This window comes from Flavonifractor porci (assembly GCF_037572415.1).
Taxonomy (GTDB): Bacteria; Bacillota; Clostridia; order Oscillospirales; family Oscillospiraceae; genus Flavonifractor; species Flavonifractor porci.
The window spans coordinates 217,094-233,318 of the sequence record NZ_JBBHLB010000001.1 but is presented as its reverse complement, the minus strand read 5'-3'; the positions used below and the strand labels follow the sequence as shown (position 1 = coordinate 233,318).

Annotated in this window: 18 protein-coding genes; all 18 read right to left on the bottom strand. The window is 59.4% G+C overall.

The window, feature by feature from the left end; translation table 11 throughout:
* Nucleotides 1-7: 7 nt before the first annotated feature.
* On the bottom strand, nt 8-1,333 hold the full coding sequence (locus tag WHJ28_RS01100) for a 4Fe-4S dicluster domain-containing protein (RefSeq protein ID WP_340039224.1): 1,326 nt from the start codon (nt 1,331-1,333) through the stop codon (nt 8-10).
* Nucleotides 1,334-1,351: 18 nt separating this feature from the next.
* The gene (locus WHJ28_RS01095) at nt 1,352-2,764 is read right to left on the bottom strand and encodes an aldehyde dehydrogenase family protein (protein WP_340039223.1); all 1,413 of its coding nucleotides are present in this window, start codon (nt 2,762-2,764) and stop codon (nt 1,352-1,354) included.
* A gap of 13 nt (nt 2,765-2,777) precedes the next feature.
* Nucleotides 2,778-3,764, bottom strand: coding sequence for a cob(I)yrinic acid a,c-diamide adenosyltransferase (locus WHJ28_RS01090; protein WP_340039221.1), 987 nt, complete (start codon nt 3,762-3,764; stop codon nt 2,778-2,780).
* The gene (locus WHJ28_RS01085; RefSeq protein WP_340039220.1) at nt 3,764-4,030 is read right to left on the bottom strand and encodes a EutN/CcmL family microcompartment protein; all 267 of its coding nucleotides are present in this window, start codon (nt 4,028-4,030) and stop codon (nt 3,764-3,766) included. The genes WHJ28_RS01090 and WHJ28_RS01085 overlap by 1 nt, the downstream gene beginning before the upstream one ends.
* A 13-nt stretch (nt 4,031-4,043) precedes the next feature.
* Entirely contained in the window at nt 4,044-4,862 is an 819-nt protein-coding gene (locus tag WHJ28_RS01080) for a flavoprotein (RefSeq protein ID WP_340039218.1), read from the bottom strand.
* Between the two features lie 17 nt (nt 4,863-4,879).
* Nucleotides 4,880-5,707 (bottom strand): ethanolamine utilization protein EutJ, encoded by an 828-nt coding sequence (eutJ, locus tag WHJ28_RS01075; protein WP_340039217.1) that lies wholly within the window; start codon nt 5,705-5,707, stop codon nt 4,880-4,882.
* Nucleotides 5,708-5,724: 17 nt separating this feature from the next.
* Nucleotides 5,725-6,384: a phosphate propanoyltransferase gene (gene pduL, locus WHJ28_RS01070; RefSeq protein ID WP_340039216.1), complete on the bottom strand. Its 660-nt coding sequence runs from the start codon at nt 6,382-6,384 to the stop codon at nt 5,725-5,727.
* A 21-nt stretch (nt 6,385-6,405) separates the two neighbouring features.
* Nucleotides 6,406-6,681: a propanediol utilization microcompartment protein PduA gene (gene pduA, locus WHJ28_RS01065; protein WP_340039215.1), complete on the bottom strand. Its 276-nt coding sequence runs from the start codon at nt 6,679-6,681 to the stop codon at nt 6,406-6,408.
* 38 nt (nt 6,682-6,719) lie between these two features.
* A complete protein-coding gene (locus WHJ28_RS01060; RefSeq protein WP_340039214.1) occupies nt 6,720-7,406 on the bottom strand; it encodes a BMC domain-containing protein in 687 nt (228 codons plus the stop codon).
* Nucleotides 7,407-7,410: 4 nt separating this feature from the next.
* Nucleotides 7,411-7,773, bottom strand: coding sequence for a glycerol dehydratase reactivase beta/small subunit family protein (locus WHJ28_RS01055; protein ID WP_340039212.1), 363 nt, complete (start codon nt 7,771-7,773; stop codon nt 7,411-7,413).
* Nucleotide 7,774: 1 nt separating this feature from the next.
* A complete protein-coding gene (locus WHJ28_RS01050; RefSeq protein ID WP_340039210.1) occupies nt 7,775-9,595 on the bottom strand; it encodes a diol dehydratase reactivase subunit alpha in 1,821 nt (606 codons plus the stop codon).
* Nucleotides 9,596-9,621: 26 nt separating this feature from the next.
* Nucleotides 9,622-10,134, bottom strand: coding sequence for a diol dehydratase small subunit (locus WHJ28_RS01045; RefSeq protein ID WP_340039209.1), 513 nt, complete (start codon nt 10,132-10,134; stop codon nt 9,622-9,624).
* A gap of 15 nt (nt 10,135-10,149) precedes the next feature.
* Nucleotides 10,150-10,812, bottom strand: coding sequence for a propanediol/glycerol family dehydratase medium subunit (locus WHJ28_RS01040; RefSeq protein WP_340039208.1), 663 nt, complete (start codon nt 10,810-10,812; stop codon nt 10,150-10,152).
* Nucleotides 10,813-10,827: 15 nt separating this feature from the next.
* Nucleotides 10,828-12,489, bottom strand: a complete 1,662-nt coding sequence (locus WHJ28_RS01035; RefSeq protein WP_340039207.1) for a propanediol/glycerol family dehydratase large subunit — start codon at nt 12,487-12,489, stop codon at nt 10,828-10,830.
* 21 nt (nt 12,490-12,510) lie between these two features.
* Nucleotides 12,511-13,320, bottom strand: coding sequence for a propanediol utilization microcompartment protein PduB (gene pduB / locus WHJ28_RS01030; RefSeq protein ID WP_340039205.1), 810 nt, complete (start codon nt 13,318-13,320; stop codon nt 12,511-12,513).
* Nucleotides 13,321-13,375: 55 nt separating this feature from the next.
* Entirely contained in the window at nt 13,376-13,654 is a 279-nt protein-coding gene (gene eutM, locus WHJ28_RS01025) for an ethanolamine utilization microcompartment protein EutM (protein WP_340039204.1), read from the bottom strand.
* A 286-nt stretch (nt 13,655-13,940) separates the two neighbouring features.
* Nucleotides 13,941-15,083 (bottom strand): 1-propanol dehydrogenase PduQ, encoded by a 1,143-nt coding sequence (locus WHJ28_RS01020; RefSeq protein WP_340039203.1) that lies wholly within the window; start codon nt 15,081-15,083, stop codon nt 13,941-13,943.
* 42 nt (nt 15,084-15,125) lie between these two features.
* Nucleotides 15,126-16,202 carry a helix-turn-helix domain-containing protein gene (locus WHJ28_RS01015; RefSeq protein WP_340039202.1) on the bottom strand — a complete coding sequence of 359 codons (1,077 nt, stop codon included), beginning with the start codon at nt 16,200-16,202 and terminating at the stop codon, nt 15,126-15,128.
* Nucleotides 16,203-16,225: the final 23 nt, after the last annotated feature.

Genomic DNA, 16,225 nt, shown 5'->3' with positions numbered 1-16,225 from the left:
CTCTTCCTTATTGCCGAATGATGATCTCTTTTTCGGTAACAGCCGCCACCGTGCCCGACAGGCTGGCATGGAGATTGGCTCCAAGCTTACCTTCGGGGATGGCAGCGATGAGGGCGCCCCGTTCTACCCGGTCCCCCTCCTTCACCACGGGCTGGGCCGGCGCACCCACGCCCTGATTCAGGGGCAGGCTCACCGACGAGCAGTGGAATTCCGTCTCCTCCATGGGAGCCGGCACATCGTAGGCGCTCAGCCCCAACTGCTGAATCAGCTTATGGACCGGATAGCGCTTGAAGTCGCGGAAGGGAGCGGCCTGTTGGGGCTGCTCGTGAAGGGAATTGCGTATCCCCTTCCTGCCCATCTCGCCTTTGAGCATACCGTTGAGCTTCCAGGGCTGCAGACCCATAACGCAGGCATACTCGCACAAACGGCAACCACAGCAAAGATAGGCGTTCATCGGGGTATAGGCGGGATCGCACAAAGAGCCGTACGCCGCCAGGCGCATCATCTTATGGGGCTGGATCCGGTGACCCAGCAGCCCCCGGGGACAGACCTCCGAGCACAGGGAACACTGCATACAAGCCGCGCCGGCGTCCCGCAGCATCTGGGGAACGCTTCGGTTCAGGCTGGTCAGCAGCGGGTGGCCTTCCGGCACCACGATCAGGCCCTTAGTGGTTTTGGTCACCACACTCTCAGGGGACACCACCTTGCCCATCATGGGACCGCCGTTGACCACCTGCCAGCGGTCCACCACGGGACCGCCAGCCAGTTCCAGCATCTGCGCCACCGTAACACCCAGAGGCACTTTTACCGTCTTGGGGGTACGCACCGCGCCGGTAATGGTCACATACTTATCCACCACAGGGGTCTGGCTCCGCACGGCAGCCAGCACATTGAGCGCCGTCTCCACGTTGCTGACCACCACACCCACATTCAGCGGAATGCCTCCCTCCGGCACGATGCGTCCGGTCACCTCATAAACGATGACCTGTTCGTCGCCGGCGGGATAGAAGCCGCCCATTTTGTGAACGGACAGCTTGGGGTGGGCGGACAGCGCCCGCTCCAGCGCCTCAACAGCGGCATGATAGTGCTCTTTCAGCGCCACCACACCCCGCTGAGCCCCCACCTGCTCCACCAGCAGGTCCAGCGCCTCCAGCAGTCGGTCGGCCTGACCGGCCATCAGCTGCTGATCTACCCGGAGCAGAGGTTCGCACTCTGCTCCGTTGATGATGACCGTATCCGCCTGGGCCTTCAGCTTCACATGGGTGGGGAAACCGGCGCCGCCGGCTCCCACCACGCCAGCCTGTTCCACCAGGCTGATGAGATTCTCCTGCATATGGCCCAAACCTCCGTTTTATCGTACGTCCATACCGCCTACCAGTACGCAGCGGCGCCGACGGGCAAAGGACTTGGCGGACGTCAGGCCCTCGCCGGTGGGGCCGGCAATGGTAAAGGTGGTATAGCCCTCGCCGCCCACGCCAATGCCGGCATAGGACGGGCCATTCTTTACAAAGATGGTAGTCTGGATCAGCTTGGCCATCTTGGTCAACTTCTCCACGTTGCGGGAGTGCATCATGGCGGTGTGGCGGTTGCCGTGCTCCACACGGACAGCCATATCAATAGCCTGATCCACATCGGGCACCCGCACCAGCGGCAGGATGGGCATCATCAGCTCCACCTGTACAAAGGGATGATCCTCCGCGGCCTCCACCAGGATGACCTTCACATCATCACCCACGCTGATACCAACCTGCTCCAGGATGTACTTGGCGCTCTTGCCCACAAAATCAGTGACCGGGCTTTTGCCCTCCTTGGTCACCAGGCTCACCAACTTGTTGATCACGGCGGGATCCTTGAGCTCGTATGCGCCATGCTTCTTCATATTGAAGATCAGGTAGTCCGCCACGGAATCCACCGCGATGATCTCCTTCTCAGCAATACAGGGCAGGTTGTTGTCGAAGGAACAGCCGTCCACGATATCCTTGGCGGCCTTCTCCACATCGGCGGTCTCATCCACCACCACAGGCGGATTGCCCGCTCCGGCGCCGATGGCCTTCTTGCCGCTGGAGAGCACGGTCTTGACGATACCAGGGCCGCCGGTGGCCACCAGCATCCGGATCTTGGGATGGTTCATCATGGCGTTGGTGTTGGCGATGGAGGGCTCGGACACGGTGACCACCAGATTGGCAGGCGCGCCGGCCACAGCCAGAGCCTTATTGATGAGCCGGATCAGATGCAGGGAAACCTCCTTGGCCCGGGGATGGGGGCTGAACACCACAGCGTTGCCGGCGGCCAGCATACCAATGGAGTTGCAGATAATGGTCTCCGTGGGATTGGTGGTGGGGGTAATGGCGCCGATGACGCCAAAGGGAGAATATTCCACCAGCGTCAGACCGTCATCGCCGCTCAGCGCATCGGTGGTCAGATCCTCGATGCCGGGGGTTTTGACCGCCGCCAGACGGTTCTTGATGAGCTTGTACTCATACCCACCCATGCCAGTCTCTTCCACGGCCTTACGGGAGATGTATTCCAGGTTTTCCTGGTCGAGCACCACGTCCCGGATGGCCTGCACGTACTTGGCGCGGTCATGCATAGAGCGCGTCAGGTATTCCTGCTGACCGGCCACGGCGGCGCTTACCGCCTCATCCATGCTCTTGAACACGCCCCACTCGCCGCCGCAGGCACAGCAGTCCTGGGGCTGTTGCGCATCCAACTGGGAGAGCACCTTTTTTACGATGGACTCCACCACAGTTTCATCAATATTCATTGTTGTTTCCTCCTTACAGGGACATTGCCCAACGGGCGATCTCCATATCCTGCTCCACGGTACCGCCTGATACGCCGATGCCGCCCACGACCTCCCCGTCTACCACATAGGGGAATCCGCCGCCAAAGAGCACGATCTTTCCGGGGAGCACGGCCTCAATGCTGTACAGCGGTCCGTCCGGTCCAGCCGCCTGGCCCAGTTCGTGAGTGGCCATTTTCAAGGCGCTTGCGGTGTAAGCTTTGCCGGAGGCGATTTCCACACTAGCCAGCAACGCTCCATCCATCCGTTGAAGCAGCATCAGATTACCGCCCTGATCCACTGCCGCGAATACCACCGGTACACCAAGCTGGCGGGCCTTCTCCTCCGCCCGTCCGGCCATCCGCTGCAGGTTGGCCAGCGAAAAAGGAGGCATCTGTCCAGTCTGCTGCTGGTCCAGCTTCTCCCGAACCAGGCAGGTCACCTTCTCCCGGAGCTGGTCCTCTTTTACCAGGTCCTCCTGGAGTCTGGCCAGAGCGTAGATGGCGTCGGACAGCCGGTTCACATACCGGGCCACCACAGGACGCACAGAATACCGCTGGCTCATGGTAACGATGTGGCGCTCAGCCCGGCGTACAATGGTCCGAGCCACATGGAGCGCGGCGGAGCAGGGATCCACACCGGGGATCACGAAGTGGGTCTGCTTGCCCGTAGTCTCAGTACAGGTATCCACCACTTCTTCCAGAAAGGCCACGTCCTCTTCCGAGATCGTGCCCTGCAGCCTGGCCATCCCCTCTTCATCGCTGGCCAGCTCGGCACCCAGGGAGAAAAGCCTGCCCTGGATCTTGCGCAGCGTGGTCCGGATATACTCCCGGTCGGTTTGGGCATAGGCCAGACCCAGCATGGAATTGGCCTCATCGATGGTGCCGTAGCACTCCACCCGAGGGCTATCCTTGCTTACCCGGGTGCCGCCCACCAGACTGGTCTGCCCCTTATCTCCGGTTTTGGTATATAAGTTTGCCATCAGCCCACCTCGACGGTATCCACAATGCCTACAATGGACGTATCCACCGGCGCCTCGCCTTTTCCAAAGACATAGCGGGCGGAGCTGCCTTTACAGACAATGACGATCTCGCCCACACCGGCACCTACAGAATCCACAGCAACTTCGCTGCTGCCGTCCCGTTCCAGACGCTCGGTCAGCTTTTCCACTACCAGGAGCTTCATCCCCACCAGCTGCTCGTTCTTGCTGGTGGAAACCACAGTCCCGATCACTCTACCCAAATACATAGTGTCACCTGCCTTACGTCTCTTTTCGGATCACAATGCCCCGACGGCGGGCCTCATCTGCCGCCAGCTGGGTGATCAGCGCATTGGCTTCCACCCAAACTGTACAGCCGTTCGGGCAGGATGCCAACTGACGGCCGCCGATCACATGACCGGCCAGGCGCATCTCAGCCGGTCCTTCCTTTCTGGCCCCGGCTGTCTGGTCATTTTCTCCCGTCACCGAGAAGCTTTTGGCCACCGTCTGTTTCACGGCTTTATCCAACCGCTGTGCGGAGGTCAGGCGGGCGCCATAGCTTTGCAGCAGCTCCAGATGGCTTCGCAGCGTCTGCTTCAGCGGCTCCGCCATCCGAAATCCCCTCCGTACCCGTTCACTGTGATCGGGACAGCACCCATCGGTAGCCACGACCACGCTTTTCCCCCGCATCAGTCCGTCCAGGATGATCGCCGATGCCGGCGTATCAGCCATACAGGCCGCCACGTGTGAGACGGTCCGAACAGTGGCTGCCGGAACAATGATGGTATCATACGCTTTGGTGAGCGCCTCCGGTGTGTCGCCCGGTGTGCCGATCCACAGTTCCTCCGGTTCCAGTGCGGCGCGGATGGCATCCACATCCAGCAGCCCGGCCGCGCTTTGTGAGATCAGCACGCGGAAGGTAAATCCCTCTGCCCGCAGACGGCGCATAGCCTCCAGCGCTTCCGCAAAACTGATGTTGGACCCGGTGTAAACCACAAGAGCCCGCTTCATTCGCTCCATCAGCTTTTCCACCACCCGCTGAGCCAGCACTTCCACCAGGAGCGTCTCCCGAACCAGGCTGTTCAGCTGCTCAGTCGTCAAAGGTCCTCACCTACTTCTTATAGTGTGCAGTTGACAGCAATGCCCAACGGGGTCACCAGCAGCGGAGCCGCCGGCTTGATCACCGGAGTGCCCAGGCATTTCTCAAAGGTCTGTTCAAACTGGGTAAAGCAGCAGGCGCCGCCCACCACATAGATCTCATCCACCGGGTAGTCCTTCAGATAGCGCCCCACAATAGAGGCCATCTTTTCCACCACCGGCTTGACCACCGGATACACCCGGCTTTCCTGGGCCGGGTCCCGTTTAGCCGCTTCGGCCTCCTGGATGCTCCAGCCGTGGAAGCCCGCCAGCACCAGGGTCATATGGGTGCCGCCGGTAGGCTCGTCTCCGGTAAAGATCACCTTGCCGTCTTTGAGAATGCTGATGCCTGTGGTGCCGCCGCCCACATCCACCACCGCGCCGTCCGTGATGCCAAGCACCGCGGCGGCCGCCGTGGGTTCGTCAACGACGTTGGTAAGGCGGAAGCCCGCCCCTTCCACCACATTTCCGATCACCCGGACATTGCCCTCAATGATTCCGGGCGGAATGGCGCAGGCCCCGGCTTCCAGAGTGGTACCCAGTCGGGCTTCCAGCTCATCTTTCAGCCTGGTCACTGCATTCAGGGCACCGATATAATCCACCACGATACCGTCCCGCACCACAGTGGAAGGATAGGTGGCGCCGGCCACCGGCCGGTTCTCCTCATCCACCACCGCCAGCACGATGTTAGCGGTACCCAGGTCCACACCTGTCCGCAGTTGGCCCTCCCAGGGATTACAGCTGCCTGTTTCGATCAGCCGTTCAAACTCCAAAAGGGTCTCATTGCCCTTGCTTATATCCTGCACCATTGCCATCCCCCGTTGTGTCAGTCTTCCAAAAAGAAGGCCCTGTCGCCGTTCTTCACGCCCAGCGCATTGGCCTCTTCCACGTCGATGTGCATCTCCAGCGCATATTTCTCAGATACCCGGACCAGCACGTTGCACAGCAATGCGCCCCGCAGGCCTTCGATCCTGGTCTGCACATACTGCCCGTCCCGGTATCCAAGGCGCTGGGCAATTTCCGGCGTCATATGGATATGACGCAGCGCGGCGATAACGCCCCGCTCCTTTTTCACGCTTCCCTTTGGTCCGATGATCTCAATGCCAGGCGTATCCTCCAGCTGGCCGGACTCCCGTACCGGGGGCTTTACCCCCAGTACAAACCCGTCCGCAATGGATATCTCCACCTGACTCTCGTTCCGCAGGGGGCCCAGTACCCGCACCCGGTTCAGTTCCCCCTTGGGACCCCGGATGGTCACGGTTTCCTCGGCTGCGTACTGACCAGGCTGGCCAAGCATCTTCTTGACCGTCAGCTCGCTGCCGGGACCAAACAGCGCGTCCATATCCGCCCTGTTAAGATGGATATGCCGGTTGGACACCCCAATGGGAGTGGATCGCTCCAGGCGCTGATGCTCCTGGAGCGCTTCCACCACCAGGCGGGTAATCTCTCGGACAAATTCCTGGGAAGAAACTCCGCTTTTGCCCATACCCTACCTCGCTTACTGGTGTTACTGCATCTTGGGCAGGATCTTCTCCACATCGGTGTGGGGACGGGGAATGACGTGCTGAGACACGATCTCGCCAACCTTCTCGGCAGCACAGGCACCGGCGTCCACAGCGGCCTTGACGGCGCCCACGTCGCCGCGGACCATCACGGTCACCAGACCGGAACCGATCTTCTCATAACCGATCAGAGTAACATTTGCGGACTTGGTCATGGCATCAGCGGCCTCAATGGCGCCAACCAGGCCTTTGGTCTCGATCATACCGAGCGCTTCACCCATAGTGATAACCTCCTATTGATTACATGAACTTCGTTTTCTCAGGATCTCTTATTTTTTCCGCGCCGATTTCCCTTGGCCGAGCGGGTACTCTGGGAAGCTTCCCCGGGCACATCCGGCGCTTCCTCCGGTACAGGAACCTCCGCTTCCTCTGGCTTTTCGGGCTCAGGCTGCGCCGGAGTATCCGGTTCAGATTCCTCCGGAGCGGGTACTTCCGGAACTTCCGGCTCACGTTCCTCCAAAGATGAGGCCTGCGGAGCGTCCGATTCTGCTTCCTCCGGAAAAGGTGCTTCCGGGTTTTCCGGTTCATGCTCTCCCGGTTCAGGTGCTTCCGGCGGCTTCTCCGCATTCTCCGCCTGAACAGGCGGGACTTCCGGCGGCTCCGGTTGGGCGGTGGGGGGAGGCGGCTCCGGCCCCTTCGGGGGTTCGGGCGGCTGGTCGCCCACCGTGTCGGCGGTGTGGATCATGGTCTCCAGATAACTGGAAGGACGGGCGATCACACGGGTACTCACCACCCGATTGACCTTACCGGCAGCCATAGAAGCGGCGTCCACAGCGGCTTTTACCGCACCTACGTCGCCCTGTACTTTGATCAGCGTCCATCCGCCTCCCTTGGTCAGCTCGTAGCCCACCAGTTCAACGTTGGCCGACTTCACCGCTGCATCCGCCGCCACGATACCGGCGGCCAGGCCCTGGGTTTCGATGAGTCCCAAACTTTTCTGCTGCATATCTTCACCTCCCGTCCAAATCTTTCAACGGCAGCTTTTTTACAAGCCGTGCTGCATTTGCGCCCAGCGCCCGGGCCTGTACAGGTCCGGCCTGGAGGGAAATGCGAAACAAAGGTTTCTCCTGCTCCAGTTTGTTATAGTGAAGGATGAGTTCCCGGGCGTCCGCACCGATACCCACCTCCAGATTGGAGTTTCTTGCCGCTTCCCAGGCCAGATCCAGCGCACGCCCTTCTGTGTCCTGGCTCAGCTTCCAGGGGATCCCCTCTTCTTCCATACCCAGCTCCACTTCCCGCAGAATCCTGCGGTCCACCTGAGGGGCGGCATAAAAGTGGATCATGGGCTTTCTGATTTCCTGGGCCATCGCCATATCAGGCTCCCCCTTCCGTCAGGGAAAGGACCAACCCGGTAGCCACCGCGTTGCGGGGACCTTCCGTACCCCGGATATTGCCCCGGCCGGCTACCACCTTGTACTGAGACAGTGCGTCGGTCACCATCTGGGGCACCTCGAAGTCCAGGGCGGAACCACCCACCAGGACCACAAACTGGATCTCACGCACATTGCCAGTGGGGCTGACACGGGTCAGCGCCCGAATGGCGTTGGTGACAAATACCTTCTGCTTGGCCTGCTGACGGATCATCCTGATCCGCTCCATAGACAGGTCACCCTCCAGCGGGATAAACTTTCCCTCCTTCAGGATCACTACCTTGGCAAACAGATGGGGGTCCAAGGGCTGTTGGAAAAATTCCACGGTACCGTTTTCGTGGCGGATATGGAACAGGCTTTCCACCTTGGCCAGGGGATACTTTTTAATATCCTCCGCCGTGTCAAAGTCGTCCAGTCCCATCTCAGACTGGATCAGCAGCGTCACCATATTGCCGGCACCGGCCAGATGGATGGAATGAATCTCACCCTCCGGGTTGATGATGGATGCGTCAGTGGACCCGGCGCCCATGTCCAGGATGGCCAGGGGCTTGTTGGTGCCCGGCGTGGTCAGTGCGCCCCGGATGGCCATATCGGCCTCCACGCCGCCCACCTTTACGGGCACTCCGATCTGCTGGGAAAACTCTCTTGCGATGGCTTCCATCTGGAGCCTGTCGGCCTTTACCATGGCGGCAATGCCTACCGCGTTCTCCTGAGAGAACTCATTGGCCAGGCCGCCCTGTACCTTCTGGGGTGTGAAGGTGTCCACCGCCAGCAGATCCTGGATCTTGATATCTTTTGGATGCTGACTGGTGAGATTGGCCATGACCTGGCGCACCTTCTCCAGCATACCACCGGCGTTGGTGCCAGGCTCGCCCCGCACATCTTCCAGCTCCGAAATGGACTCAACCGCCTTCATAATGCGCTCTGCACCGGCGTCCACATCCACCTTAACACTGCGGTTGCGGCCCATCAGTTCGATGGTTCCGGCAGGGATCTTACGCTCTTTCACGTCTCCTGCAGGTGTCTTGATGACTACTGCGGAGCGATTTCCGATGAGCGCCCGGGCGATGGGTACCACCTGCCGGGTCTCCTCAGAGGACAAGCCGAACAAAGTGGCGATGCCATAGGGATTGGAGAGCACCTCCACCACACCGCCGGCCGAGGCGACCTCAACGGCGGAGCGCATACCCATGGGCACCTTATCCACCAGGGCTACCTCGTCCACAATGGGGATCTTTCGATCCAGGCGGTTGTGGATCAGCACGCCGTCGTCCCGCTGCACAATGGCGGCGGTAACCTGACGGCTGCCGCTGTTGCCCCGGTTAATGAGCCGGGCCGCCTCTTCAAAGTCCACCGATTTGGGAATGACCACGATGTAGTCCTTCCCGCCAGGGGCGTTTTCAAGGTCGGTGATCAGAATGGTCTCTCCCACTCCAACCCCCATGCCGCCAGGCGTGGCCGGGTTATGACCGATCATGGTGGATTCGGTAATAATGGTCTCGGTGATGGTCTCCATGGCCACATCGCCGATGACGGGGGCGGCCTCGTTGAGCCGCACCTCGGAAAGCTGCTCAATGGTATATCCGGCTTTATTCAGCGCATCATTCAGTGAGTGAAAAATACCGTTGATGTTCTGGCGGGTGCCCTTGATGCCCGTGGTGGGTACCGTGCCGCTGGCCAGGAACACGGCATGGCCGCCCTCGATGCGGGCCAGCGCCGTTTCTGTGGTCGCGTTTCCGATGTCGATGCCTGCGACAAGTTTCATAGGGCGCCTCCTGACTCTGGTGATAATTAGAACTTCTTTAGTCTGCCGCGCTTCTCATAAACTTCGGCGGCCTCACGTACCAGAGTAGCGGCGGTCTTGGCGCCGTACTTGCTGTCCAGCTCGCCGGCAATATCCAGCAACTCCTGCTTGGTGGAGCGGTAGGGACGCAGGGCATTGTAGATTTCCAGCAGACGCTCGTCGGGCACGGCGATAAGTTCGGCGGCCCGGCGCAGGTTGCCGGCAAAAGCCTCACGATGGACGGACTCGGCCACCTGAGCCTGCATCTCCAGGGTCTCGGGGGCGATACGCATATCGTCGGCACTGATCTCCCCGTTGATCACCTTCTCATAGCTCAGAGAGGTGAAATCCTTGCCGGTGGGAGTCTTGATCTTGTCAGCCATGCTCTCAGCCAGAGGATAGTTGGCCGCGGTGAGCTTATCGCCGCAGCAGGCGGCGGGGGCGGCGGGAGCGGAGGCGCCAGTCTTCATGGCGGCCATGACCTGCTCCACGATCTGCTTCATCAAAAGTTCCTGATCCATAAACTTGCTGCCTCCTTACTGGAACGAGACCGAAACGGCCTGCGGCTTTTTATTGTTGTCCACCAGCTCAGTCTCCTTGATGTGGAGCAGAGCGGACAGCGCCTGATAGGTGGGACGGGCCATCTGGTCATTCTTGGTGGGAACGGGAGTGGGAGCCTCACCCTTGGCGTACTTGGCGGCGTTCTTGCCGATCTTGCGGTAGGTCTCCAGATCGATCAGAGGCGCCTGAGAGAACAGCTCCAGGTTGGACAGGGGGGGCAGGTCCTTCTGGTGGATCACAGTGGTGCCCTTGGACTGGATGCCAATGCCGATGCCGGAGCCGGAATACTCGGCGGCGTCATGGGCGATGAAGGAGACGTCGGAGGTGCGATACACCTTGATGACGCGCCACTTCAGTCCTTCCTCCTCAATGCCGGCGATGATCTCGCGCAGCACCTTGTCATGGGGCAAATCAACGATGGTCTTGGTCTGCCGGGTGCCAAAAGCGGGAGCCAGACCGATGACCACCTCATCAGCGGCGGAGCCCTTGCGCGCCTCGCCGTTCTCAGACACGGTCAGCTTGCCTGCGGCGGGGATGGAGGAAGCGGCAGGAGCCGCAGCGGGAGCGCTCTGACCGGCGCCCATTTCCTTCAGGACTTCTTCAATCACACTGCGCAGAGTGTTTTCATCAAATGTCATGTTGCTTCACCCCTCTTAAATGTCTTCAGGACGGATGGCTCTGGGAATGTTCTTCAACTGGTTCCAGCGCTCCTCGCTGATCTGATATCCGGTCATGGGGCCATGATACTCATTGGGCACGTTGACCGCGGAGAGAACGTGGAAGTTCTCGTCAAAGATAGAGGCAGTGTGCAGGTAGTCGCCGGCCACCTTCTGACGGAGCATATTGTAAACGTTGTGGGCGATGTCGGTAAAGCCGGCACGGTCCAGAGCCTTTACAAAGTCAACGCCGGTGACCTTGCGGGCCATCATATCCTCAATGGCCTTCAGATCCTCGTTGACGTTGCGCTGAGGCATATCGTTGGAGCCGTTGGCGTAGGTAGCGGCCTCCACCTCGGCGTCGGTGATCTCGGGCAGGCCCAGCTCGCGGAACATACCCTGCAGGGCGCGGGCGGCCTTGTTGCGGGCCTTGAGCACGTCCTCTTCCCGGACAGGCTGCAGACCGCCATCGATCTTCATATCGCGCTGGATGATGGTCCAGTCGTCATAGTCCTCGGCATCCCAGTTGGAACCGGCGAACATATTGTCGTAGTTGGGAGTGGCGGAGTAGCCGGAGCAGATGTAGTCGGTGCCGGAGAACAGCTGAGGCACGGTGCGGGCCACCCGGCGCAGGTCGGAGTGGGTGAAGGTCTGATCGTTGGAGGTGGTGGACTCCAGGTCCAGCAGCATGGCGATCAGGTTCTCAGCAGCAATAGCACGGATACCGCCGGGCACACCGGCAGGCACACCTACGCAGGACACAGAGCCGTTCTGGGTACCCTGTACGCCGGCGCCCTTGGTGACGGCCAGGCAGCGGGCCTCCAGGTACAGCATGGACTTGCCTTCGGCGTAGCCCATCTGAACCTCAGAACCAGTACCGGAGGTAAAGCGCATTTTCAGGCCGCGGGAAGCGTAGCAGCTGGCCAGGAAAGCCTTGGAGTAGGGGGTATCGTCGCCGTCCATAAAGACGGGCTCGGTGCCGTAGACGGAAATGGTCTCGGCGTAAGTGGTAAAGCCCCGCATACCCAGCATCAGCTCGGTGGCCTCTTCCAGGGCACACTGGGTCATGATGCCGGGACGGCCGGCCTGCGCGCCCACAAACAGAGCCATGGCATTGAAGGGGGCGTAACGGGCTACAGCCACGGTGGTCTCCATCTCAGCAAAGCCACGGACAGCAGCCTCAGCAGCGTCGGCGGCGATCTGAACGGGGTTGTCTCGCACGTTGGTGACGTGGCACTGGTTGGCGGGCATCATACGGGCCCGCATCTTGGTCATGCCCATCATGATCTCCACGATGGTCAGCTTGCCTACCACCTCGGTCAGCTTGGCGGGAGTGAGGGACAGGGTGATGTCCAGCACTTCCTTCCGGGAGACGTTGATGTCCACGATCATCCGGGCAATGTCCAGAGAATCCATGGCCATGGCCTTCTCCGCATTCTCCAGCCGGATGGCATGGTCGGCAATAAAGGTGTCCAGCATATCAAACTCAGCGCGGGACTTACCGTCCAGTTCGGTCACAACGCCGTTTTCGATCTTGATGCTGGGCTTGGGATCGAAGGGGCTGTTCATGGCGATCAGGCCCACCTCAGGCCATTCCTGCACATAGCCGTCCTGGTTGACCGGGCGGGCGTCCAGCACTTCAAAACGCTTAGACTTCATGTCACTGACTCCTTCCCGTAATTAGATGATGTAGGGGGTGGTGGTGCTCTTGAGCTCCTCGTCGGGTGCCAGAGACTTGAGCAGCTGCAGGCCCACGTCGCGGGCAGCGATGATAGCCTGCTTCACCGCACCGGAGTCACCGGAGAAGAAGAAGTTAACCTCGTTGGAGAAGCTGGTGCCGCCGTTGCCGGGGGTGGCAATGGTGACGGCGTCCACGGTAGCGGCCTTGGAGGCGGCATCCGCCAGAACCACGCCGATGCCGGCGGGAGCACCCACGGTGATGCCGAAGGCCTTGCCCAGAGGAGCGCCCCAGACCTTATTCAGCACATAGGAAGCGCGGGCGCTGTACTGGAACTCCAGATGGCCGGCGCTGTTGCCGTACACGTCGCCCATGGTGCGGGGGATCTCCCGCAGGCAGACCTCAACGGCCCGGCGGACATCGGACACGTCCTCGGCGCCAAAGATGATCAGGGAGCCGTGGCCGGCGCCGCCCTCGGTATCACGGGGGCACTCAACCAGCAGGCACTCACTGTTGGTTGCCTTCACAGCCTCGTCAGCGGCAAAGATCTGGGGGCCGGCGCCCACACGGTCACTGATGATGCCGATGGCGCGGTACTTGGGATCGATCTTCAGCTGCTCATGGACCTGATGGTCCAGATTGGCAATGACCAGGCCAATGGTATGGCCCAGAGCGGTGCCGACAAATTCCGTCAGATTGCAGGCGGGGGCGGGTTCGGCACAGCAGCTCGCCTCAGGAGCGCAGGCAGGCTCGGAAATGCCCATCTTCTTCATGACTTCGTCCATAACCTTGCTGACCAGTTCATCTTTCATGTGTTAACCCTCCGAACTTTTTATAATTTGAATTCTTGGGGGATACCCGTCGCTGTTACAGCATATGGGGCAGAATCTTCTCCACATCGGTGTGGGGTCTGGGGATCACGTGGATGGAGACCACTTCTCCCACCTTCTGGGCCGCGGCTGCGCCGGCGTCGGTAGACGCCTTGACCGCGCCCACATCGCCCCGCACCATAACGGTTACCAGTCCGGAACCAATCTTCTCGTAGCCCACCAGGCTGACATTGGCGGATTTGACCATGGCATCGGCGGCCTCGATGGCGCCCACCAGCCCCCTGGTCTCAACCATTCCCAGAGCTTCCTGCTGCATATTACAACCTCCTTTTTCCGGGCAGCGGCGGTTTGATAGCATATAAACCGCACGCTATCTGAGCGAATTATACCTGACAGCCGGCATTATTTTCTTGGCAGACCGGAGTGCTTTTTTGTCGGTTTATTCCAGTCCGTCCAAACCAAAAACACCCCCTCCCCTGTCTTATCTCACCACAGGAACAGCCCAACTTTTTGACTCGCCAGGCTTACAAGGACAAAAAAGTCCACCCCACATCTTTCATAAAATGCGAGGTGGACTTTTTTGTCCTATCCTATAAATGACATCAATAGCCAGACAGCTTCTGAAGAATGGCCCCCACACATTGCGCTGTTGCAGGCCGGGGATTGGAGGCGGTGGTGACGTCGGCCAACGCGGCGGAGATCATTTCCTCCCGCAGCTGCCTAAACTGTTCCGGGTCGCCACCCCACTCCTTAAGAGTGGCGGGGATCTTGAGGGTCCGGTTCAGGCGCTCCACTTCCCGCAGCAGGTTGGAGACACCCAGCCGCACACTGGGGGCAGGCAGATCCAGGGTCTTGGCCAGGCGCTGGTACTTTTTTGCCGCCAGGGTGTACTCGCCATTGCGGACCCCAGCCAGGTTAGCATTAAAGCCAATGATATGAGGCAGCAGCATGGCATTGATCCTGCCGTGGGCGATGTGGAGCTTTCCCCCCACTGCGTGGGCCATACCGTGGGTCAGTCCCAGTCCCGCGGAATTGAAGGCCAGTCCAGCCATGCAGGAGGCATTGTGCATCTTCTCCCGGGCCAGCAGGTCGGTGCCGTCCTGATAGGCAAGAGGCAAAAACCGGAACACCAGTGAAACAGCTTTTTCACACAGTGCATCGGAAAAATCGTTGGCTCCCTTGGATACATAGGCCTCCATGGCGTGGGTAAGCACATCCATACCAGCGTCCGCGGTAACGCTGGGAGGTGCAGACACTGTAAGCTGGGGGTCCAGAATGGCAACAGGCGGACGCAGCGCCTTGCTGTCCAGAGGATATTTGATACCCTTGGCCCGATCGGTAATCACCGCGTATTCCGTCACTTCAGACCCGGTCCCGCTGGTGGTCGGAATGGCAAAGCACTCCCAGCGATCGGTATCAATCTGAAGCGTCTCCTTGGCCACCGCACGAATGGCCTTGGCCGCGTCAATCGTAGAACCGCCGCCCACAGCGACCATAGCCTCCGCCCCACAGGCCTGAAGAGCCTGCACACCAGCGGCCACAACCTCGATGGGAGGATCGGGCACAACGGCGTCAAAGACACTTACCTGACAACGGGTCAGGAAGGATGCCACTTTATCCGCCACGCCCATGCTGGCCATGAATTTATCCGTGACGATCATCACATGTTTATCTTCCACCTTGCGCAGCCGCTCCAATGCGCCTTCGCCGAAAAAGATTCTTGTGCTGAAACTGAATTCTTTCATACTCTTACACTCCCAGGCAGCAGCCGCTCCGCTCCGGGCGGATCAGCGATCACCGCTTTGATCTCCGGCCTTTTTACTTTCCTCACGGAATTCTGTGGGTGTAACTCCTACTTTCCGCTTGAAAGCCTTGCTGAAATAGTTAGTCTCACCGTAGGAGAGCTCGTAGGAAATATTGATGACCGGCAGATCGGTGTCCAGCAGCATCTGCTTTGCCAACTCGATCTTACCGTCTGTGACATAGGCAATATAATTCTGTCCGGTCATCTTTTTGAAGAATTTGCTGAAATAGCAGGAACTCATGTTGGCATACTCCGCAGCCTCATCCAGGCTGAGTCCCTTGCGCAGATTGCGGTCGATATAATTCAGGATCTTTTGTCCGCTCTCCACCTCATAAAAGCTGCTCTTCTCCAGGGTTTCAAAGAGGATATTCAGCATCTTCTCCATGGTAAGGTAAGTCTCGTATTTCCGTCCCTGCCGGTCGAAACGAATACGAAAGTGTTCCAGGCAGTTAGCCAGCTTCCACTGGGTAGCTTGTCCAAAAGGGGCGCCAAGCTCAACAATACCCGAAGAAAAATCCACGACCTCATTACGGATCGTCTCCATATTATCTTCATCCCGATAGAGAACGTCAAGGTATTCTCTTGTGGTCTGGATGCACTTTCTGTACTGGAAGCTGCGCAGATATTCCGCCAGTGTGTTGGTGTAGCGCTCTCTGCGCATAGGCTCGGGCTGAAGTTCCATTTGGCGCTGGGTACTCTTACCGATCAGCGATTTGACAGCGGCAAGAATCCAGGCCGGCCGGCATGGCTTAAGCAGGTAATCTCTAATGCCCAATCTCCAAATATTGCGTGAAACGTGCTCTTGCTCCCCGGAGGAAAGCACAAGAATAGGCGTCTCTGGCATCAGCTTCTGCACCGAGGAGATCATATTGCACCTGTCCAGGCTGAACTTTGGAATATCGGCGATAAAAAGATCCGTTTTTTCGGTCTGAAGAATCCTGACCGCCTGCTCCGTTTCAGACGCTTTGAGAATCCTCACGCCTTCCAGCCCGTTCATAAGAACTTCCCCGGTAATTTGTCGCTCTAAATCATTATCACTTAATACCAAAATTTGTTTCATCCGGCCTTCCTCCTACGGCATAT